A 21451-nucleotide genomic window follows, 5' to 3' on the forward strand; every position below is an offset into this window, starting at 1 on the left:
CGGGTCAGGCGCGCGCCTTCGCAGGCTGCTTCATGAAGTCCATGATCGCCTTGTTGATCTCGTCGGCGTGCGTCCACGGGATGCCGTGCGGCGCGCCCTTGAGCGTGATGAGCGTGCCGGTGGGCATCATCGGGCCGAGCCGCTGACCGGTCACCGGGTAGGGCAGCACCCGGTCCTGGTCACCCTGCACAATCAACACCGGAATGTCGATCTTCGGCAGGTCCTGGCGGAAGTCCTCCTGCCAGGAGTCCACGCTGTCGTGGGTGGCCTTGGCGGAGGCCATGGCGCCGATCTGCCAGTGCGCCCGGTACGCCTCTTCGCTGACCCGCTTGCCCATGTTCTGGTCCGGGTTGAAGAAGGCGTCGCAGAAGGACGTCAGGTAGGCGAAGCGGTCCTTGATGATGGCGTCCTGGAAGCCCTTGAAGAGGTTCCGGTCGACGCCCTCGGGGTTGTCGTCCGCCTTGGCCAGCATCGGTTGCAGCGGGCTGAGGACCACTGCCCGGCTGACCCGCTGGGAACCGTAGTTGCCCAGGTAGCGAATCACCTCGCCGGTGCCCATCGAGTGCCCCACGAGGGTCACGTCGCTGAGGTCCAGCTCGGTCATCAACACGTCCAGGTCGGCCGCGAACGTGTTGTAGTCGTACCCGAACGCCGGCTGCGCCGAGTTACCGTAGCCGCGCCGATCGTAGGTGATCGTCCGGTATCCGGCGTTCAGCAGCGCCCTGGTCTCCTTCTCCCAGGTCGCACCGTTGAACGGGAAGCCGTGGATCAGCACCACGGGCTTACCGGACCCGTGGTCCTCGTAGTACAGGTCGATGGGCGCGGAGTTTTCCGTCCCCACGGTGATGAAAGGCATGTTTGTCTCCTGCTCCGGTTCGGGCTCTCGGACGCCCCGCGCTTTCCCGCCGGGTCACCGGATATGCCGGCCAGCCGGCACGTCCCGTGGTAGCGCCCGCCATCGACATTTATCGACACCATCGCTACGCTCGCCGGTAGGAAAGTTTCGCCACACCGGAGGTGGGCATGCGTCGACGAGTACCCGCAGCGCTGGCCGTCGGAGCGGCGCTGGCCGCCCTGGGCGCCACGCCTGCCCAGGCCGATCCGGTGGTGCCGCGGCACGCCATCGTGGTCTGCCAGAGCGCCAGCTTCTACGCCAACTACGACTCCGCCGGTGGCCCCACCGGCCTGAAGCGCACCCTCGAGTACGGCAACAAGATCGGCCACACCCCCGGCGCGCACCCCGTCTACAACGGGTGGGCGGCCACCTTCGACTTCGGCCCGAACGACTGGGGCTACCTGCGCGCCGAGTGCATCGGAGGGTACGACTCATGGTGACGCGGCGGGTGATCGCCGCCCTCCTCGCCGGGGCCGCCACCGTGACCCTCGCCGCGCCGGCGCAGGCCGCCAACGGCACCATCGGCCAGCGCGAGACGGTGTGCGCGAGCGACCTGTTCGTCCGCACCCAGCCCAACGGCGCGTGGATGGGCACCCTCTACCAGGGGCAGACGTTCCTGGTCGAAGGCCCGCGCAGCGGCGGCTACGTCTACGGCTTCGCCTACGGGTACATCAACCGGCGCGGCTGGGTGCAGGACGGCTGGTTCTGCTGACCGACCGGTGCGGGGTGTCCCGATCCGGCCGCAACGGCCTAGCCTCGATGTGTGAGCGTCTCCCCCCGGCTGCGGGCCGTCAGCGACCTGCACATCAGCTACGCGGAGAACCGCGCCTTCGTCCAGGAGCTACACCCGGACCACCCCGGCGACTGGCTGCTGGTGGCCGGTGACGTGGGCGAGAAGTTCGCCGACATCGAGTGGGCGCTCGCCCTGCTGAGCAGCCGCTTCGCCACGGTCGTGTGGGCGCCCGGCAACCACGAGCTGTGGACGCCTCCCGGCGACCCGGAGCACCTGCGCGGCGAGACCCGCTACCGCGAGCTGGTGGCGATGTGCCAACGCCTGGGCGTCGTCACGCCCGAGGACCCGTACCCGGTGTGGGACGGCGAGGGCGGCCCCGCCACCATCGCCCCGCTGTTCGTGCTCTACGACTACACGTTCCGCGTGCCCCAGGCGAGCACCAAACAGGAATCCCTCGACATCGCGTACGCCGCGGGCGTGGTCTGCACGGACGAGGCGCTGCTGCACCCCGACCCGTACCCGAGCCGCGAGGCCTGGTGCGACGCCCGCGTCACCGAGACCGAACGTCGCCTCACCGAACGCGACCCGGACCTGCCGACCGTGCTGGTCAACCACTACCCCCTCGTACGCGAGCCCACCGACATCCTGTGGTTCCCGGAGTTCGCCCAGTGGTGCGGCACCGTCCGCACCCGCGACTGGCACCTGCGCTTCGGCGCGTCCACGATGGTCTACGGGCACCTGCACATCCCCCGCACCACCTTCTACGACGGCGTCCGCTTCGAGGAGGTCTCGCTCGGCTACCCCCGCGAGTGGCGGCGACGCGGCCCGGTCCCCGACCCCGTCCGCACCATCAACCCCGCCGACGACCTACGCCGCCGCGAGTCCGTCACCGGGTAAGCCCGACCAGCGTCGCCAGTCGCGCCACGCCGGCCGGCGCCGGCTTCGCACGGGCAAGATCAGCGATGAGGGTACGCGCCAGAGGCCACCGCGGAACCTCAGTCGGCGCGACGGCCAGGGCAGGCCCGGGTGCTTCTCACGCAAGCCTCAGGCTTCCGTCGCCGGTACCGGGGTGGTGTTGGCGATGAGTCTCTGTAGCACTGTCAGCGCCGCGACGTAGTCCGCGTCGTCGATACCTCGATGGATCAGCGACCGGATCTCGGGAGCGGACTGCTTCATCCGCAGTCGAGCCGCCTCGCCGGCGTCGGTGAGTCGTAGGTTGCCGTCGTGATCTGCGCGGATCCATCCGCGACTGAGGAGCACCTCGGCCTCGCTCGCGAGGTCGTCGTCGGGGCGGATGTACTCGGTCATGGCGTGCTGAAGCTGGGCAATGGTCCTGGCTGCGCCGTCATGAGGCGCGAGGTCGTGCGGAGAGAGGTGGCGCAGGATCCAGAACTGCGGCTGCGTGAAGCCGCGCTTGGCCTGCTCGTCGCGGGTGAACCGGATGATGGATTCGTACGCCAACCGCGTCCAGTACGCGGCCACCTGGTTCGCGTCGGCCGGCGGGGCACCACTGCTTCCTGGGATCTGCATACGGCTGATGCTGGGCGTTGAAGGAAGGTTGAAGTCAAGACCGTGTTGCAGCATGTTGGGGACATGACCGTGGTCTCGAACCCGGTCCGCACCATCAACCCCGCCGACGACATACGCCGACGCGCCTCCGTCACCGGGTAAGCCCGACCAATGTCGCCAGCCGCGCCACGCCGGCCGGCGCCGGCTTGGCCCGGGCAACATCGGCGATGAGAGTACGCGCCAGAGGCCTCCCCCGGACCTCAGCCGGCGCCACACTGTCCGCGTCGACGAGCGCCCGCGCCGCCCCGCGAAGGTCACCGGCGTGCAGGTAGATCCGCGCGGCATCGAGCAGGTAGGCACCCCGATATTCGGCCGGCAACCGCCGCCACAGCTCCCGCCGAACGACGCTCACATGCCGTGCCAGTGCGCCGCCGGTGTCACCCCGCTGCGCTGCAAGCAGCACCCGCGCCATCTCCACAGTGACCGGCCCGAAGCTGGTGCCGTGCGGCTCGTCGTACCCCCGGAGGTTCACGGCGACGCCCGCGGCCCGGTCGATCAGCTCGGTGGCGCGGCGGTGCTCGCCGCAGCCGGCGGCGGCCAGCGCGGCCTGGACCAGCAGCGTCCCACCCACCGCCCACGCCCGACGGTCGCCCCGCCGATCTCCCCCACCCCGGTGCTCGCTGTCGCCCCGGTGATCAAGAGATTTGCGTCGACTTTGATCTTCGAACGTGTTCCTAACCTCTTGATCACCAGCTTGAAGTGCCGGTGGGAGAGTTCGGTTGGCGGCGGTGAGAGTCGCCGACAGGGCCAGGCGGTCGCGGCCCGACGCGCGTAGCGCCTGGGCCACCGCGATTGCTGCTGTGGCCGCGAGGACTGGGGCGTCTTGGGCGGTGCCCATGGCGCGGTCGGCGGCCAGCCAGGCGAGGTCGGCCTCCCCCAGCTTGACCAGCAGCAGCGCGGTGATCCGGTACGCCTGCACCAGCAGCTCCGTCGACCGCGCGCCCTGGGCGGCGTCCAGCAGATCCGGCATCGCCCGCACCAACTGCGGGTAGTGCGCGTGCTGGTAGGTCAACCAGGCATGCCCGACCTGACGCCTCAGCTCGTGCATGTGTGGTGAGGTCGGCGGGGTGTCGTAGCGGGCGAGCGCGGCCCGGACGTCGTCCACCCCGGCCGGAGTGCTCGCCGGGGTGCTTGGCGGCTTACCGAGCAGCGCCTCCGGGTCGACCCGCAGGACGCGGGACAGCTCCTGGATGACCGAGTACCGGTCCAGGGGGCGAACGCCGCGTTCGATCTTGTCCACCCAACTCTTCGACCTGCGCAGGCGATCGGCAAGCATCTGCTGCGTCATGGACCGCCGCACCCGCCAACCGGCCACCCGACGGCCGATGGGGAGGTCATCGCTGCTCACGCCGCCACCGCCGATCCGGGACCACACGGGTCGTGTCGTCGACGGGTAGGCGTTCCGCCTCGGCCTGAGCCAGAATGCGCTGCTTGGCAGCCTCCCGCTCGGCCGCCTCAACCTGTTCACCCTTGCTCGCCGTCTCGTCGCCGCGCATAGCCACCTCCATCAGGCCATCGGCGCGGCGATCACGTTGGTTCGTCGCGTCCTATCTGGATGGCACGTGTTGTGGAGTCAGGCTCTGCCAATTCGTGATGACGACTTCACCCCGAGTAATGGACGGATAGGGATGTCCTCGCTAGTGTGAGTCGTCCCCGATGCCGTCCCCAAGCCCAGTGAGCAGGAGACGCGGTGCCGAACGATCGTCTTCGCAACGGGATGCTCAGCAACGGCCTGACAGCATCGGCGCTTGCCGAGAGGGTCGGCGTCGACCCGAAGACCGTCGAGCGGTGGGTGACCCAGGCTCGCATCCCGTACCCGCGCTATCGCCACTCCATTGCCGAACTACTGGACGAGAGCGAGTCGTACCTCTGGCCCGACGCGCTACCGACCCAGCGAGCCGTGCAGATCAGCCAGTCAGAACTGGTTCACATCTATCCGCGCCGCGGAGCCGTTCCCACCGATCTCTGGCAGCGCCTCCTGGAGCAAGCCACGCGGCAGGTTGGCGTCCTGGTCTACGGCGGACTGTTCCTGCCCGAGTTCAACCACCGATGGATCGCGACCCTTCGCGAGAAGGCGTTGGCCGGAGCGCAGGTGGAGTTGCTATTCGGCGATCCGGAGGGTGTGCACATCGCCGAGCGTGGAGACGCCGAGGGCATCGGCCCCGCCATGTCCAACAAGATCCTGAACGCGTTGGCCTTCTACAAGGAGCTTCGGGATCTGGACAACGTCGGGATCTACTTCCACGACACCATCCTCTACAACTCGATCTACCGCTTCGATGACGAGATGCTGGTCAACACGCATCTCTACGGCACGCCGGCCGCGTACTCACCCGTGCTGCACCTGCGGCGTCTTGGCGGCGGTGACCTCTTTGACAGCTACGTGGCGAGCTTCAACCGGGTACTCGGGCAGAAGCGGGCTGTGTGGCCTGAACACTGACAGGGTGGAGGCATGGCGCGGATCGAGCACTTCAACAACCCGAACGCTCCGAAGCCGAACAAGATCGTCGTAGCGGTGACCGTCTTCGTTCAGGACAGCGAGGGTCGGGTGCTGCTCATCCAGCGGACCGACAACGGCCTCTGGGCGCTGCCGGGCGGTGCTCAGGACTTCGGGGAGTACATCGCCGAGACGGCCGTGCGGGAGACGCGCGAGGAAACCGGTATCGAGGTCGAGGTGACCGAGATAGTCGGGATCTACTCCGACCCGAGGCACCTGGTGGAGTACAGCGACGGCGAGGTACGGCAGCAGTTCTCGATCTGCTTCCGCGCCCAGTACCTCGCCGGTGACCCCGTGACCAGCGATGAGTCCTCGTCAGTGGTCTGGGTGGCCCGTAACCAACTCGACTGGCTGCCGATGCATCCTTCGATGCGGCTCAGGGTCGACCACGGACTCGAGCGGCTTCCGGTCCCCTACATCGGCTGAGCTGACAGGCGATACTGAGTCCTGCCCACGGCGTCTCGGAGCATCGGCTCAGCTCTCTGCCAGAACCGCGTCACGACGTCGTCCGGGCCGTAACGTTGCCGAATCTCCGCCAGCCTCTGGTCCACGGTGAGGTCCTGGCCGTCTGGACCAGTCGTCATGTCCACATACCAGAGGGCATCTGAGACAGTGGTCTCTTCGCGCGGGAACTCGTTAGTCAGTGCCTGCCTTAGTCCGCGCTCATCTGCTTCGTAGACAGCGCAGGAGTGGTGGGCGACCAGAGCAGCGATACGATCGCCGAAGCCATGGCGCTGAAGCCAGCGTGCCCCGTCGAGCGCGTGAAAACCCGTATCGGCGACGTCGGGGGCGTACCCGATGTCATGCAGCCACGCGGCCGCCGTCAGCAGCTCCGCATCATCTCCGACCAGGCGCGCGAGCCCTTCTGCCTTCGCCGCCACTGCCTTCACATGAAGCCAGCGACGGGGTTGAGCATCTTGCAGATGACGCTGCGATATTCTCTCGGCTAACCCGGAGGACGCATTCACGCGGGAAGTGTAGAACCGTGGCCGCCGCCCTGACACCCTAGAACCGCCCTGGTCTTCAGCCTAGTAAATACGGCAGCCTACGCATTACAAGATCGAGTGGCCGCCCCGCGAACCTGGGCAAAGGCGGTCCAGCGGCGGAAAGACCTCGCGACGTTTCACACCGCTCTCACGCTCTCGACGGGTCCCCTGTGGACCAGATGGGGACCGCCCAACTCGGCCGAGCGCCAGTATGATGGTCGAAGATCACGGCCACTAGGGCTTGGTGGCGCAGACCAGCCGCAGGACGTGGGGACCGTTCGTGCCTGGGCGACCGTCCAGAGTAAGGCTACAGGCACGCGGATGGCGTGGGTGATCTACGCAACCACGAGCGACGGGTCAAGGTGGCGGGAACTTCGCGTTGTTGGCCTAGCCGCACGCGGCCCGATTGCTCTTCTTGCGCCACGACTCGTGGGCTGTCATGCGCCACTACCGAGAACCACGACCGATTATTCGGTGCTAGCCTTCGGCGGCATGAGTGATCAGCGCCTGACAGCGGCACGGCAGGCGTTCGGCGATCCCTTCGTGAGATATGTGCTGAACGCCGAGCCGCTGAACCTGGACGACTTGGACCTCACACCGCAGCGATCTACAGCACTTGCGCTTGTCGAGCTGTACGGCCGCTTTATCCTCGACGCCGATAATGAAGTGTTGCGAGAATATAGTAGGCTAGAGATTCTCGGACCATTACCCGAGGAAGTTCCCGATCCACTTCCAGACGGATCAAAGATGGGTCTGGCATCGCGGTTACGAGAGTCATGCGGTGGAGATTTGCCTTCAACCGACTCCAACGACCCCGTCGAGGCCCTACTACTCCAGTGCGTCCGGGACGCTTACCCGGCACTGCTTTTGCCAATTCCACATCGGGCCGCTTTCGAATACCCCAATGTCTCATCTCCAGTTTTCCGCCTGGAATCAAGCGCCTTGCTGTCGGAGGCAATACGCAAAGACGAAAGCCTGCGGAAGCTTTTCCCCGCCAGCGCCGCTAACGTCGATCGCTTTGACGCGCACAGCTTCGACTTGTTCTTTGGTGACGGGCGATTAACAGGAGTGCAACTAGCTCTCATGCCCGACGCCCTTGTTTCCTTTGCTCTACTGATGGCCGGGGTGCACGGAGAGTCAACTCACGAGGCGTGTGCGAATTATGCACGGCAGGCCTTGTCAGCCTCTAGAACGCTTGCTCGGGGCGAGCCCGTAGACCTGCCTCTTTTGGTAGGACTTTCGAACATCAGGATTTCTCAGGGTGTCGAGTCAATAGAGACGCCTTTTGGGCAGCTACGACGACCTACAGATTCCGCACGCGCCTACCTTGGCGTATCGCCAGATACACGAGAAGTCACCACCGTGCTCATCACGAAAGCAAAGCAGCAGATCCTGGAGTTTCGTCAACCTGGCACCACCATCTCGGAAAGCGCCGCCAACGATTGGGAGAAGCATCGAATCGCCGCAGAGAAAGCGCAGAAGGAGGTTGATGCTCTCGTCAACGGTATCCGCTATTCGCTCCTACTCTCATCGCAGGATGATGAGATGATCGCCGCCGCACCGAGGGTAACTACACGGATTAATCCATTCGAGCGAGGTGGTGTGGCTTATTTCGCGCAACCCTCCCCTACTCCGTCTCACCCCGCGGTAATCTCGGAGGAGACAGCAACGCTCGTACAATCCTGGGCGCGACGAGTAGCTGAATCCCACCCCAACTCCCTTGACGTCGGCATGCGACGAATTATTTCCGCCGCCACGCTGCGAATCGATCCGCTAGACGGATTTATTGACGCAGTTATGTGCTGGGAAAACCTGTTTGGCGAGGCTCAAGAAACAACCTTCAAGGTGTGTGGAGCGCTAGCGGTACTACTTGAGCAGCACGACTTAGTAAAGCGAGAGGAACTGTTCAAGCAGTTGAAGAAGCTATACGAAATTCGGAGCCGGCTAGTTCATGGAGGCAGCGAACCCGACATTCACACGGCCTATCGGCACCGCGATTTAGCTCTGGGCATCGCGCTCAAGGCAATGCGGGCCGCCTACGACGTCCCTGGGCTACTAGGTCTCACGGACGCTAGGGAGCGATATAAACGAGTTCTTCTAGGCTTTCCTGCTACCGCCGAGTAGGCCGAGGAAGTCCCCGATGGAGTAGATATTTGAGGAGGGCCGGGGTTCGGGTGGAGCCCCGAGGTCTTCTAATCCTGTGACTTCCGCGCGTGGCCGGTCGGCCCGGCAGATGCCTGCCGGAGGTCGCAAGCAGTGTTTCCTATGGTGTCCGCAACCGTCCGATGGAGCCCGTCGCCTTGGCGACTCGCCTGGCTACTCACTGCTCTACCACGCGGTCGGCACGTCTGAGAGAGATCGCGGTCCATGTACTCCCGCCGGCCAGCGATTGCCACGAGCTCCGGGCTTGAACCGGTGGGCGCCTTCAATACACTCTTCCCTGTGGATGATGACGAGAGCGGCTTCGAAGTAGAGTTACTGGACAGCGAGGAGGTTGAATCCAACCAAGACGGCACGGCCGCAAAACCGGCATCTTTGCTGCAAATCGAGCAACGCGCCGCAGCTGCCTCGATCTCTGTCGAATGGCGGTCTTATGACTGGACGCGCGACGCTCTTAGCGGCGTAGCAAAGGACGTCGAGTGGGTTCTGATTGTCTCGCTGCCGAGCGGCGGCAAAGACCAGCGGAGATTCTCCGTCTCGGCAAGAAGCGCCGAAGAGTGGCTTGCAAGTAACTTTGATAATTGGATCTTCTTGAAAGATTACGGCGCAGTTTTCGACCGCTCTAAAAATTTCATCGAGGCTCTAGTTCGCGCACCTCGACTCTCACTCAGCAACATCATTCATAGCTTGCATCGTCAAGCAACACGCAAATCGATGACCGATTTCCTGCAAGCAGTGCCATCAGAAAATACGATGAAAATCTCCTGCAACGGCAATGCCCTGGTTGTAGACGCTGAACTGTCCCCCGTGAGCCCCGGCCTAGGAGCGGCGGAAGGATCAAGTTCTAGCATGTCACTGAAGTTGGCGCTCAACGCACCCGTGACATACGAAGCGGCCGTATCCCTGCTTGAGCGTTTCTCTGCCGCGCTGTTCTTCGAGCTCGACATGCTTTACGACGCACCTCTGTCTCTCAGGGAGAGTAAGGCCCAGCGACTTCGATCCACCATGCGGCATAGGATACCCGACAACCTTCGGATGCCGACATCGCCGAAAAACTCCTATCCGGCCGAGGCGACGTCCTTATACACATACGGGCGATCGGCCAACGACATGCCCCTGCTTCAGTACCTCGCCTTTTACCAGGTGCTGGAGTACTTCTTTCCTATTTACTCCCGCAGTGAGACCGTGCGGCGTTTCCAACGTCGATTGAAGGACCCCGTTTTCGATCCAAACAACGAAAGCCAGATCGCCACCCTTGTCTCATTCTTGAATTCCGAAGCACGTGCATTGCAGTATGAGGAAGAGCAGCTAAAGGCCACTTTAGATGCATGTATAGATGACGACAGTATCCGCCGCTTTTTCGACCAGTTCGAAGGTTGCAGAGACTTCCTAGCGAAGAAGAACGCACTTAAGGGCGTGAGTCATCTCGTTTTCACCGAACACGGCAACGTTCCTCCATTGGTGAATCAAGTTGCGGCGCGGATTTATCAGATCCGTTGTCGAATCGTGCATGCCAAGGAAGATGGAGGTCCACGCGGGGTAGAAATTCTTCTGCCTTATAGCGCCGAAGCGAAGATGTTGCGCCATGACATCGACTTCGTGCGCTGGATTGCTCAGAGGGTTTTAATTCAGGGCGCTAGCCGCAGTAGCTGGTGACGCGGCGATACCCTAGTCTGAGCTTTGCGCCGACCCTTTCCGCCCGCAACCAACTACCCCAGGCTAGGCCCGAACCGAGCGTCCCCAATGCGCCGACTAACGAATGGCGCGGGCGCAGAGTGACCGGCACACCCGATGGTGTGCCGACGAATGCTGCGCCGGCTGCGTTGAGCGGTCTCATGGTCGGGCAGGCTCGCCCCTGCCCGAGCTTCTTGGTCGGTCGAGAGGAAGGCGATTGCGTAGCGGCTAGGCCTTGATCTGGCCGGGTTTCTCGGATGAGAGTGCCCGGCCGAGGAGCCTGGCTGGCGGTCTCATCGCCAGGGGCTTGACGGGAGGGGCGGCCGCCGGTCGGCGTCCGGCGGCCGCCCCACGTCCGGTCAGCTCGCGTACACCTCAAGTGCCGCGAGCTGCCCGGCCGGCCAGCCGGTGTTGCCGGTAACGGTGATCCGCACGTAACGAGCCTGCGCGGCACTGAACGTCAGCGTCACCGAGTTGCCCGTAGACGGGTCGAACGTCCGCCCCGCCGCCCCAACCAGCGTCCCGAAGCTCGAACCGTCCGTGCTGCCGCTGACGGCGACCGTCTGCGTCCGAGCACCCCACGCCGATGACGGCGGCAGCTTGAGCACCACCCGGCCGACGGTACGCGCAGCGCCCAGGTCGACCTGCACCCACTGAGGGAACGCGTTGTTGGCGCTCTCCCAGTAGCTGTTGGCGTCGCCGTCGACCACGTTGCCCGAGCCGTAGCTCTGGACGTGGCTGCTCTCGCTGGTGGTCCGGCCGCGGGCGAGGTCGGAGTTGGCGGCGGCGTCGGTGGTCACGGTGACGGCGTTCGACGCGGTCGAGGTGTTGCCGGCGGCGTCGCGGGCGACGACGGTGAAGGTGTACGAGGTGGACGCGTTGAGCCCGCTCACGGTGGCGGTGGTGCCCGTGACGGTGGCGACGACCGTGCCGCCCTGGCGTACCTGGTAGCCGGTGACGCCCTTGTCGTCGGTAGACGCCGTCCAGGCCAGGGAGACGCTGCTCGACGTCTTGGCGGTCACCGCAAGATTGCTCGGGGCGGTCGGCGGGTTGTCCGTGGTGGCGCTGGAGCCGTACACCTCGACCTTGGCGAGCTGGCCCGCCGGCCAGCCGGTGTTGCCGGCGATGCTCAGCCGGAGGTGGCGGGCCGTGGTGGTCGTGAGCGTGCGGCTGACGGTGTTGCCGGTCGCCGGGTCGAAGGCGAACGCCGAGGCCCCGGCGATGGTCGAGAAGGAGCTGCCGTCGACGCTGCCCTGCACGGTGATGGTCTGGGTACGCGCTTCCCAGCCGGCGGGGAGCCGCACCACGAGTCGGCTGACCTGCTGGCTGGCGCCGAGGTCGACCTGCCACCACTGTGGGAACGCGCCGCTGCCGCTCTCCCAGTAGCTGCCGGCGTCGGAGTCCACCGCGTTCGAGGCCGTGAATGGTCCGTTCTGGCTGCTGGCGGAGGCGGATCGGCCGGCTGCGAGGTCGCCGCTGGTCGGGGGCGGGGTGCCGACCGTGGGCGGGGTGGGGCGTGTCGCGGTGAGGGCGAGCTGTCCCTTGAGCATCCGGCCACCGTCGGCGGTGATGCGCAGGTAGTAGTCGGCGGAGCAGGCGACGCCGTCCTCGTCCAGGGCGCGGATGTTCGCGCCGGCCGGGGTGGTCGCCTGCGTCTCGGAGGTCTTGGCGATCTGGTTGCCCTCGTTGTACTCGTCGAACATGGACACGTAGAGGCCCTGGGAGCCGAGCCGGACCATGTTGTAGATGTGCCGCCAGTAGAAGTCGCCGTGCTTTCGGTGCCCGCCGGCCAGGTCACCGGGCATCACGCAGGGCAGGTAGTCGATGCCGCGCGCCGCGCAGTCGGCCATGTCGCCGACGTTGACGTTGTTGTAGTACGAGTCGAGTTCCTCCACCGTCCTGGCCCGGTAGACCATCCACGGCGAGATCGCGTGGAACGCGTGGTAGACGTCGAGGAAGCCGGCACGCGAGTCCTCGATGCCCTGCCGCCACCAGGTGGGCACGCCGCCGATGACGTAGCAGCCCTGCGCCTTGAACCAGTTGATGACCTCCAGGCAGGGCCCGGGGGTGAAGGGCCGGCTCGGTTCGCTGAAGCCGAAGCCCCAGATGCAGACGACCGGCTTGCCGTTCTGGCGGGCGTACGCGCTGGACGCGGTGTGCGTCGACATCTTCGTCAGCCAGTCGGTCTTGATGTCCGACTGCATCGTCAGCCAGTCGGTGACGTCGTACATGATGTAGAACTTGCGGTTGTAGCGCTCGGCCGCCGCGCGGACCTTGAGCGTCATCGCGTCGCGGGTCGGCCCCTCGTCGCCCGTCGGGTTGAAGCGTTGCAGGGCGGCGGTGTCGCAGCCGTACTCCTGCATCCAGCGAAAGTGGGTGTCCACGGTCTGCTGGTCGTAGGAGGAGAAGAGGGTGGCCGGCGACCCGTTGCCGAGGTTCGGGTACGCGGTGGGATAGCTGCGCGTGTACTCGCGCATGTCCGGCCAGGACACGATCGTGGTGTTGCTGGGCGAGGGCGGCTGGAACCGGTCGCGGCTCCAGTGCCACCAGCCGCCGATCGGCGCGGAGTCGCCGGGGGCGCTGAACCAGCCCTGGTAGCCGACGGTCACCTTGCCGACCACGTCGCCTACTGGGCTGGCGGCCTGGGCAGGGCTGGCGAGGAGCTTCGTGGTGGAGGCGGCGGCGAGGGCGGAACCCGCCAACACGGACGTGACGAACCTGCGGCGGGAGACCGCCATGGGGACCACTCCTTCGGGACGGAAGGCATTGACGGCCATCGTGGCAGCAGTCGATGCCGTCCCGCAAGAGTGCGACTGATCGATGAAAATGTTCGCCAGCCTGTCGGAAGGAACCGAGCGCCGGTGCGCAGAGGGCCGGCGCCGCACGTCGGCGCCGGCCCTTCGTTTGGTACGCCCCGAAGCGTTACGAAGCCGGGTACTGCGCGAGGTAGACCGGCACACCGACCTTCGTCATGTCGGCTGCGTCGCCGACACCGTTGACGACGTGGTCGATCGTGCCGGCGCTCAGGTTGACGGTCATGATGTGGTGCAGCCGCACACCCGGCCGGTTGGGCACCTCGAAGCCGTTCTCGGTGTGGATCGACGGGTTGTTCCGGTTGAACACGTACACCCCGCCGCCGTAGAGGTCGTGGTGGCGTACCCGATCGCCGACCTTGTAGCCGGCGTACCCCTCGACCGGGCCGTTCATCCAGTCGGCCTGCGTCGGCGGGTCGTACGGCAGCTCGTTCTGGTAGAGGACCGTGGTGCCGTGCTCGCCGTTCCAGACGGTGTTGTAGCGCTGGAAGTGCTCGACGAACAGGCCGGTGGCGGTCACGTGGTCGCCGTTGATGACCGCGCCGTACCGACCGGTGTTGGTGCGCCACCGGTCGGTGTCACCGTTGACGCCCTCGGTGAAGCCCTCGACGCCGTGGTCGCCGCGCCACACCCAGGTGTGGTCGATGAGCACGTTGTCGCTGTTGACCTCCAGCGCGGTGTTCGTCCGGCCGATGTGCGGGCCGCCGACCCGGAAGTACACGTCGGACAGCGTGGTCGGGTTGGCCGCGCTGCTGGCGTCGTGGCCGTGCTGCCGGCCCACCCGCAGCAGCACCGGCGACTCGACCGTACCGGCGTCGATCGTGACGCCCGCAACGATGACACCGGGGACGTTCGCGACGTCCAGCGGGACGGCGCCGTTCACGGCCGTGAGGGTGGCGTGGCCGATGCCGAGCACCACCGTGTTGGCCCGCCGGACCTCGACGCTCCGGGCGATGTCGTAGACGCCGGGGGTGAGCAGCAGGTGCTTGCCGCGCGCGAGCTGCGCGTTGATCACGCGGACCGGGTCGGACGGCTTCGCGATGAAGAAATCGTCGATGTTGATGGTCCGACCGGGGGTCATGCCGTTCGCCCACGAGACGCCCCGGCTGTCGCGCTGCGCCGCCGGCACCCGCACGTTGTAGTGGCCCTTGGCGTCCACGAACAGGTACGGCTTCTCCCGGCTCACCGGGGTCGTGTCGAGCGTGGTGTACGGCGGGTCCGGGAAGGTCGCGTCATCGGGTGCGCCCTCGACGCCCGCGAACACCTGGTTCCACACCGCGTTGGACCACCCGGCGACCTCGCTGTTGCGGGTCAGCCACTGCTGCTGCGAGCCGTTGGTGGTGGCCGGCAGCCGCGAGTCGGCGATGAAGCCGCCGCTGGCGTACTGCGGGCCGGCCGTGCAGTAGTCCATCAGGGACAACCCGCCGCCGGTGATGTTGAGCCGGCGCATCGAGACCGCCTGGGACACCGCCCAGAAGTTCGCCGTCGAGCGGCAGCCGTCCTGACCGGCGGCGTTGACGGTGAGCGACAGGTTCGACAGGGTGCGCCAGAAGTTGACAAGCGCGAGGCAGTTGCCGGTGCCGCCGTCAGCGAGGCAGCGGTTGTAGACCTCGATCTTGCCGTTGACGGCGACGTCGGTGGGCGACGCGCCGAGGCCGGCGACCTCGGTGTAGTAGCCGACCTTCGCCTGCAACGGCTGCTCGGCCGTGCCGTAGCTGCCCGGCGTGAAGAGGTACGCGTGCCGCTCGGTGCCCATCTCGTTGTCGACCTGGTGGGCGTGCGCGGCGTCGAGGGTCTGCTGGATCTGGGCGACCGGCATGGACGGGTCGAAGATGGTCACGTTCGGCCCGAAATCGGGTGCGCTGTGCGTCGGGCGGCCGGCGCTGGCCGCGGTGCCGCTCACGGTGACGGCGGCGGTCACCAGCAGGGCAAGGGTGAAGGTACGTCGGGACGGGCTCGTCATGTGGTTCGTCCTATCGACTGGGCGGACCATGGGCGCACTCGACGGTGAGAGCGCTCTCTGACACCGTTTCTACCCGCTCGACGCCCCGTACGCCATCGCCCCGGTCGACGATGTCCACGGTGGAGGCGACTGCCGCGCCCGAGATCGTCACAACTTCGGGGATGTTGCTGCTTCCGGCGCATCGGAGGCACCAACATCCCCGAAGTTGCTGCTTGGAGGCCCGGAGGCGTCAGCCCAGGGTCAGGGGGCGCAGGCCGAGGTGGTCCAGGGCATGGCGGTCGTCGGCGGGGGCGCGGCCGGTCGCCGCGCGCAGGAGGGTGATCGGGTCCCCGGTGGCGTCGACCGCGGGCTGCCACTGCGGGCCGAAGAGCAGGCGCAGCAGGTGTTCGGTGGCGTCCGGGGTGAGCCACGGCTCGCGGGGTAGCGCGTCGGCGACGTCGAGCCCGTGCAGGGCCACCTCGACGAGGCGGGTCGTCAGGAAGTCCGACAGCAACATGGCGTCGCCGTGTCGGGTCCGGACCACCCGGCCGGCGGGCTGGTCGCGGCACACCTCGACGACGGTCCGCCCGGTGTCCGCGAGATCCCGCACGAGTGTCGCCGCGTCCGGGTCGGCCGCGCGGCGTTGTGCCGTCCGTACCCGCTCGTCGTTCGTGTCGTCGCTGAACCGCCCGTCCGCGCGGTAGTAGCCCGCCGCGGTGGTCTCGGCCCGCTCGGGAGCGGGCGCGGCCACCATGTCCGGCACCCGCGAGAGTACGACGACGACGTGCCCCACCACGTCGCGTACCCGCCACGGATCGCAACGCGTAGCCCGCTCCCACCCCGCCGCTGACACCCGAGCGAGGGCACCGACAAACGCGTCGATCTCGCCACCCAGCACGGACAGAACATCATCAGCCATGACCCCATCCTGCCCCGCCCCCGAACCTCCCCGCGATCTTGCACTTGGTGTCGAGGTTGTGCGGCATTCACGCCTTATGCCGCGACAGAAAGTGCAAGATCGCGGGGAGAAGAGGCGGCCGGGGTGGGGTCGTCGAGGAACTCGTCGATCATCGGGGTCAGCCAGTCGGCGCGCTGCGGGATCGTGGTGTGGGTGGTGCCGGGCAGGATGGCCAGGCGGCAGGCGGGCAGGCCGGTCAGGTCGCCGGGCACCGCGCCGCCGAGCAGCCGGAACATCCGTACCGCGTGCTCGGGCTGGACGATGTCCGAGTCGGCCAGCACGATCATGGTGGGTACGGCCAGGGCCGCGATCTGCTCGGGTGTCCACCGGGGCAGGTTCGCGTCCAGGACCTTCATCTTGGTGACCAGGTTGGCCCAGCCCGTCGGGTCCGGGGCGGTCCGCAGGTACTCGTCGTGGAACTCCGATCCGTGCAGGTGTTCCGGTTGCAGGTCCTGGATGCCGTCGAGCAGACCGGGGTGCAGGCCCGCTTCGTCGAAGCTCACCGAGGCGAGCACCAGGCGTCCCACCCGGTCGGCGTGGTCGGTGCCCAGGCGCAGCGCCACCGCCGCGCCCATGCTCCACCCGTACACGTCCGCCCGGGCGACACCGAGGCGGTCGAGAAGTTCGACCACGTCGGCGGCGAAGTGCTCGACGGTCAGCGGACGGTCGGCGTCCGGGGTGTGGCCGTGCGCCTGCAACTCGACGGCGATCACCCGCCGGGACCGGGCGAGCAGCGGCAGGATCGTGCCGAACGAGGTGCCGATGCCGGAGAGCGCGCCGTGGATGAGCAGCAGCGGTCGGCCCTCGCCGTTGCCGTGAATCTCGTGGTAGATGTCCATGCCCACACGGTGCGCCCGCCCGCTTACGGTCCGCTTCAGGTCGGCTTACCGGCGTTCGGAACTGTGCCGAACCCGTCGGTCCGGCAGGGGACGTCGATACAGGCCATAGGATGACCGCCGTGCAGTTCGGGGTGCTCGGGCCGCTCGCCGTCACCACGGATGCCGGCGAGCCGGTGGTGGTGCCCGGCGCCAAGGTCCGCGCCCTGCTGGCCGACCTGCTGACCAACCGCAATCAGGTCGTCTCCGCCGACCGGCTCATCGACGACCTGTGGGGTGACGACTCCCCCGCCAATCCCACCGGGGCCCTCCAGGTACGGGTGTCGCAGCTCCGCAAGGCCCTCAACGACGCCGAGCCGGGCGCCCGTGACCTGGTCGAGTCCCGTGCTCCCGGCTACCTGCTGCGGGCCGGGTCGGTCGACGCGGACCGGTTCGCCGAACTGGCCCGGCACACCGACGTCGGCCGGCTGACCGAGGCCCTCGGACTGTGGCGGGGCGAGGCGTACGCCGACGTGGCGGACGCCGAGTTCGTCCGCGCCGAGGCGACCCGCCTCGCCGAGCAGCGTCTCGCCGTGCACGAGCGGCTGGCCGAGGCGCGGGTGGCCCGGGGTGAGCACGACCTGGCCGCCGCCGACCTGGCCGAGCTGGTGGCCCGCAATCCCCTGCACGAGGGGCTGCGGGCGGTGCAGCTCCGGGCGCTGTACGCGGCCGGTCGCCAGTCCGAGGCGTTGGACAGCTACACCGACCTGCGGGACCGGCTCGCCGACGAGTTGGGCCTCGACCCGGGCCCCGAACTGGTCGCCCTGCACCGCCGGATCCTCGAACAGGACGCCGGCCTGAGCGCGCCGCCGAAGGCCGCGATCATCCGCAACAGCCTGCCGGCGCAGCTCGACGAGCTGGTCGGCCGGGCCGAGGCGTTGACCGAGCTGCGTGCCCTGCTGCCCGGGCAGCGCCTGGTGACGCTGGTCGGGCCGGGTGGTGTCGGCAAGACCCGGCTGGCCACCGAGGCCGCCCGCACCCAGTCTCCACCGGACGGCGTCCTGCTGGTCGAGCTGGCACCGCTGCCGGCCGGCGACCCGGGAGTCGCCGAGCAGGTGCTCGGCGCGCTGGACGTTCGTGAGGCCGCCGGCTCCAGCCTGTCCCCCGCCGACCGGCTCGTCACGGCGCTGCGGCAACGGCACCTGCTGCTGGTGCTGGACAACTGCGAACACGTCGTCGAGCCGGTCGCCGCGCTGGTAGCCCGGCTGCTGCGCGACGCGCCCGGGGTGCACGTGCTCGCCACCAGCCGGGAACCCCTGGGCCTGACCGGGGAACTGCTCTGGGACGTACCCCCGTTGTCGGTGCCGCCGTCGGACGGTGATCCGGACGCGGTCCGGCGCTCGGCGGCGGCCCGGTTGTTCGCCGCCCGCGCCGCCGCCCAGCAGCGCGGATTCCGTCTCGACGAGCGCACCGCGCCGGCCGTGGCCCAGCTCTGCCGTCGCCTGGACGGCCTGCCGCTGGCGTTGGAGCTGGCCGCCACCCGGGTCCGCGCGCTGGGCGTGCAGGGCGTGGTGGAACGACTCGACGACCGGTTCCGGCTGCTCAGCACGCAGCAGCGCGACGTGCCACCGCGCCAGCGGACGCTGACCGCGGTGATCGGCTGGAGCTGGGACCTGCTCGACGAGGCCGACCGGCAGGTGCTGGCCCGCCTCGCGGTGTTCCGCGACGGCTGCACGCCGGAGGCCGCCGAGCTGGTCTGCCGCACCGATCTGGACGCCCTGGCCCGGCTGGTGGACCGGTCGCTGGTGGTGTTGGACGACTCCCCCGACGGTCCGCGCTACCGGCTGCTCGAATCGGTCGCCGCGTTCTGCCTGGACCGGCTGGACGACGCCGACGAGGTCCGGACGCGGCACACCGGCTACTACACCGAGCTGGCCGAACGCGCCGATCCGCAGTTGCGCGGGCCCGACCAGCGGCGATGGTTGGCGGTGCTGGACGCCGAGGCGGCGAACCTGCGCGCGGCGCTGGCCCACGGGGGCGGGTTGCGGCTGGCGGTCGCGCTGAGTTGGTACTGGTACCTGCGGGGTCGGCTCACCGAGGCGCACCAGGCCCTCGCCGCCACCGGCGACCCGGAGCAGGACCGGAAGGCGGCCCCCTGGCGGGTCGGCTTCGCGCTGCTGCGGGGTACGGAGGTGGCGCCGGCCGACGTCCGCGCGGCGGTCGCCGGTGACCCGGACGGCCGGGGCGCGTGGTTCGCGGCGAACGCGCTGATCGACACCAGTGACCTGGCCCTGGCGGCGGAGCTGCTGCCCAGCGCGGCCGCCGACACGTGGACCGAGGCGGCGACGCTCGCCTCCCGCGCCAAGATGGCGCACGTCGGGGGTGACCAGGCGGCCCTGGAGCGGACGGCGACCCGCAGCGCCGCGCTCTTCGCCGAAACTGGCGACCGGTGGGGCCGGCTCCAGGCCACCGAGTGGGTGGGCGGACTCGCCGAGATGCGCGGTGACCACGAACGCGCCGCCGCGCTGCACGCCGAGGGGCTGCGCTGGGCCGAGGAGCTGCGGCTGTGGCCGCAGGTGTGCACCGAACTGTCCTGGCTGGCCTGGCTCGCGGTGCAGACCCGGGACTATCCGCAGGCCCGGGAGCTGGCCGAACGCGCGTACCACCTGGCGGTGCAGCAGGACGCCCCGGGCGCACTCGTCTTCGCCGAGCTGAGCCTCGGACTGGCCGCCCGTCGCGACGGCAAGCTCGACCTGGCCGTCGCCCACCTCGGCAACCTCGCGGAGCGGGGTCGCGCCGAGGCACAGCCGGCGCTGTACCTGCCGCCGGTCCTGGTCGAGCTGGGGCACGCGATCGAGCAGGGTGGCGACCCGGACGCGGCGCTGGCCCTGCACGTCGAGGCGTTCGGGGCCGCCGAGGCGATGGCCGCGCCCCGGGACGCGATCTTCGCGCTGGAGGGGATGGCCTCGGCGGTGCGCGTGCCGGAGGTCGCGGCCCGGCTGCTCGGCGCGGCGGCCGCCGCCCGGCTGGCCGCCCAGGCACCGTGCGCGCCGGCCGAACGCGACGAGGTGGAGCGGGTGAGCGCGCGGGTCCGGGCCGCCCTCGGGCCGGACCGCTTCGACGCGCTCGTCGCCGAGGGCACGAAGCTGAGCCCGGGCGAGGCCCGGGCCCAGCTCTGAGGCAGACGGTCAGGCGGCGGTCTTCGGCCGGTACGTCGCGACGATCACGCCGCTCTTGTGCACCCGGGTGTCGATGAGGTCGAACGACGCCGTGAAGTCGTTCAGCGGCGTCGTCACGCTGGGCGCGCCCTGCAACACCGGGTGGATCCAGAAGCGGACCTCGTCCACCAGGCCCGCGTCGACGAGCTGGGCGGTGACCGAACCGAAGCCGTACTGGATGATGTTCCTGCCGTCCTGGGCCTTGAGCCTGCGGACCGCCTCGACCAGGTCGCCCTGGAGCACCTCCGTGTTGTTCCAGGTGGGATCGGTGAGGGTGGTCGAGGCGACGTACTTCTTGACGTTGTTGAAGTAGGCCGCGCCGGTGGTCGGGTCGCTCTCGTCCTGCTGCGGCCAGGCGACGGACATGCCGTCGTAGGTGGCCCGGCCCATCAGCATCGCGTCGGCGGCCTCGGTCAGCTCGCCGGCGAGGCCGATGGCCTCCTCGTCGAAGTACGGCGCGGTCCACATCGGGTTCTCGATGACGCCGTCGAGGGTGATGTAGGTCGAGTTGACGAGCTTGCGCATCGGTATCTCCTGGGTGTCGGTCGTGTTCTCCGGTGACACCCAGGACACTGCCGGGCTCCGCTTACGATTCGCTTCAGGTGCCCTGGCCGGGGTCCGAAAGCGGGTCCGAAAGCGGGTCCGGGGGCGGGTCCGCGAGCGGGATCGGCAGCGCCTGCGTGGCGGCCGTGCCGCCGCCGGCCGAGTGCTCCGGCGCGGGCCGGTCGCCGACGCGGCTGTGCAGACGTCCACGCCCCGCCGGTCCGGAACGCCGGGTGACCTCGACGGTCACCATCGCCACCGGGGGCGGCGGGACGGTGAACCGGCCGACGCCCCAGCGCACCCAGATGGGGATCCGCCCCGCGTCCGCCTCGGCGGTCAGCTTCTGCACCGTACGGGCCCGGTCGGTGTGGTCGACCTCAAGAACCACCGGCGGCCCGTCCGGACGGGCGCACGCCACGTCGAGGACCGAGTGCCGCTGCTGCATCGGCGGCGGCAACGGCAGGACGCTGGGCGCCCTCCGGTACACCCGCCAACCCTGCGCCCTGGCCCACCGCACCACCGCGTCGATCACCCGCGCCGTGACCTCGTCGGTGTCCAGGTCGACGAAGGTCAGGTCGGCGAGGGACCGGCCCAGGTCGGCGGCCAGCCGCTGAGCCTGCGCCGGAACGTCCACCGGCGCAGGATAAC

General features: G+C 68.2%; 19 protein-coding genes. 8 read left to right on the plus strand and 11 right to left on the minus strand.

Translation table 11 applies throughout. The features are described from left to right. Positions 1–4: 4 nt before the first annotated feature. Complete coding sequence (locus ACTFTM_RS18420) at positions 5–856, minus strand: alpha/beta fold hydrolase (RefSeq protein ID WP_449561702.1); 852 nt, start codon at positions 854–856, stop codon at positions 5–7. Positions 857–1023: 167 nt separating this feature from the next. Between ACTFTM_RS18420 and ACTFTM_RS18425 the strand changes: the two genes are divergently transcribed. The 3 genes from ACTFTM_RS18425 to ACTFTM_RS18435 are packed head-to-tail and all read left to right on the plus strand — an operon-like array spanning position 1024 to position 2525. Beyond that, the gene (locus tag ACTFTM_RS18425) at positions 1024–1335 is read left to right on the plus strand and encodes a hypothetical protein (RefSeq protein ID WP_449561703.1); all 312 of its coding nucleotides are present in this window, start codon (positions 1024–1026) and stop codon (positions 1333–1335) included. Next, positions 1329–1607 carry a hypothetical protein gene (locus ACTFTM_RS18430; protein WP_449561704.1) on the plus strand — a complete coding sequence of 93 codons (279 nt, stop codon included), beginning with the start codon at positions 1329–1331 and terminating at the stop codon, positions 1605–1607. Before ACTFTM_RS18425 ends, ACTFTM_RS18430 begins: the two co-directional genes overlap by 7 nt. A gap of 51 nt (positions 1608–1658) precedes the next feature. Further along, on the plus strand, positions 1659–2525 hold the full coding sequence (locus ACTFTM_RS18435) for a metallophosphoesterase family protein (protein WP_449561705.1): 867 nt from the start codon (positions 1659–1661) through the stop codon (positions 2523–2525). Between the two features lie 147 nt (positions 2526–2672). Here ACTFTM_RS18435 and ACTFTM_RS18440 read toward each other — a convergent pair whose 3' ends face one another. From ACTFTM_RS18440 to ACTFTM_RS18450, 3 genes are all read right to left on the minus strand, one after another. Continuing rightward, positions 2673–3212 carry a MarR family transcriptional regulator gene (locus ACTFTM_RS18440; protein ID WP_449561706.1) on the minus strand — a complete coding sequence of 180 codons (540 nt, stop codon included), beginning with the start codon at positions 3210–3212 and terminating at the stop codon, positions 2673–2675. A 76-nt stretch (positions 3213–3288) separates the two neighbouring features. Next, complete coding sequence (locus tag ACTFTM_RS18445) at positions 3289–4545, minus strand: helix-turn-helix domain-containing protein (protein ID WP_449561707.1); 1257 nt, start codon at positions 4543–4545, stop codon at positions 3289–3291. Beyond that, a complete protein-coding gene (locus tag ACTFTM_RS18450; RefSeq protein ID WP_449561708.1) occupies positions 4532–4693 on the minus strand; it encodes a hypothetical protein in 162 nt (53 codons plus the stop codon). The genes ACTFTM_RS18445 and ACTFTM_RS18450 overlap by 14 nt, the downstream gene beginning before the upstream one ends. 194 nt (positions 4694–4887) lie before the next feature. Here ACTFTM_RS18450 and ACTFTM_RS18455 point away from each other — a divergent pair, with 194 nt between their 5' ends. Together ACTFTM_RS18455 and ACTFTM_RS18460 are read left to right on the plus strand one after the other, a co-directional pair. Further along, positions 4888–5637, plus strand: a complete 750-nt coding sequence (locus tag ACTFTM_RS18455; protein WP_449561709.1) for a helix-turn-helix domain-containing protein — start codon at positions 4888–4890, stop codon at positions 5635–5637. Between the two features lie 12 nt (positions 5638–5649). Next, positions 5650–6120 (plus strand): NUDIX hydrolase, encoded by a 471-nt coding sequence (locus ACTFTM_RS18460; protein WP_449561710.1) that lies wholly within the window; start codon positions 5650–5652, stop codon positions 6118–6120. On the opposite strand, the gene ACTFTM_RS18465 is transcribed toward ACTFTM_RS18460, so the two are convergent. Then, positions 6108–6662, minus strand: coding sequence for an HDIG domain-containing metalloprotein (locus tag ACTFTM_RS18465; RefSeq protein ID WP_449561711.1), 555 nt, complete (start codon positions 6660–6662; stop codon positions 6108–6110). The genes ACTFTM_RS18460 and ACTFTM_RS18465 overlap by 13 nt on opposite strands. 510 nt (positions 6663–7172) lie before the next feature. Here ACTFTM_RS18465 and ACTFTM_RS18470 point away from each other — a divergent pair. Next, complete coding sequence (locus ACTFTM_RS18470; RefSeq protein WP_449561712.1) at positions 7173–8804, plus strand: hypothetical protein; 1632 nt, start codon at positions 7173–7175, stop codon at positions 8802–8804. Positions 8805–9122: 318 nt separating this feature from the next. Then, positions 9123–10496 carry a hypothetical protein gene (locus tag ACTFTM_RS18475; RefSeq protein WP_449561713.1) on the plus strand — a complete coding sequence of 458 codons (1374 nt, stop codon included), beginning with the start codon at positions 9123–9125 and terminating at the stop codon, positions 10494–10496. A 377-nt stretch (positions 10497–10873) separates the two neighbouring features. Here the strand turns inward: ACTFTM_RS18475 and ACTFTM_RS18480 are convergent, their stop codons facing one another. The 4 genes from ACTFTM_RS18480 to ACTFTM_RS18495 form a co-directional block, all read right to left on the minus strand. Further along, positions 10874–13252 carry a galactose-binding domain-containing protein gene (locus ACTFTM_RS18480; RefSeq protein ID WP_449561714.1) on the minus strand — a complete coding sequence of 793 codons (2379 nt, stop codon included), beginning with the start codon at positions 13250–13252 and terminating at the stop codon, positions 10874–10876. Between the two features lie 184 nt (positions 13253–13436). Then, complete coding sequence (locus ACTFTM_RS18485) at positions 13437–15290, minus strand: adenylyl cyclase (protein ID WP_449561715.1); 1854 nt, start codon at positions 15288–15290, stop codon at positions 13437–13439. A 229-nt stretch (positions 15291–15519) separates the two neighbouring features. Beyond that, positions 15520–16188, minus strand: coding sequence for a maleylpyruvate isomerase N-terminal domain-containing protein (locus ACTFTM_RS18490; protein WP_449561716.1), 669 nt, complete (start codon positions 16186–16188; stop codon positions 15520–15522). A 74-nt stretch (positions 16189–16262) separates the two neighbouring features. Continuing rightward, positions 16263–17066: an alpha/beta fold hydrolase gene (locus tag ACTFTM_RS18495; protein WP_449561717.1), complete on the minus strand. Its 804-nt coding sequence runs from the start codon at positions 17064–17066 to the stop codon at positions 16263–16265. Between the two features lie 110 nt (positions 17067–17176). On the opposite strand from ACTFTM_RS18495, the gene ACTFTM_RS18500 reads away from it, so the two are divergent. Beyond that, positions 17177–20221, plus strand: a complete 3045-nt coding sequence (locus tag ACTFTM_RS18500) for a BTAD domain-containing putative transcriptional regulator (protein WP_449561718.1) — start codon at positions 17177–17179, stop codon at positions 20219–20221. A 9-nt stretch (positions 20222–20230) separates the two neighbouring features. On the opposite strand, the gene ACTFTM_RS18505 is transcribed toward ACTFTM_RS18500, so the two are convergent. Both ACTFTM_RS18505 and ACTFTM_RS18510 read right to left on the minus strand, forming a co-directional pair. Next, positions 20231–20785: a dihydrofolate reductase family protein gene (locus tag ACTFTM_RS18505; RefSeq protein ID WP_449561719.1), complete on the minus strand. Its 555-nt coding sequence runs from the start codon at positions 20783–20785 to the stop codon at positions 20231–20233. A 73-nt stretch (positions 20786–20858) separates the two neighbouring features. Continuing rightward, positions 20859–21437, minus strand: a complete 579-nt coding sequence (locus ACTFTM_RS18510) for a hypothetical protein (protein ID WP_449561720.1) — start codon at positions 21435–21437, stop codon at positions 20859–20861. Between the last annotated feature and the right edge of the window lie 14 nt (positions 21438–21451).

The sequence above is a fragment of the Micromonospora sp. RB23 genome (assembly GCF_053585025.1).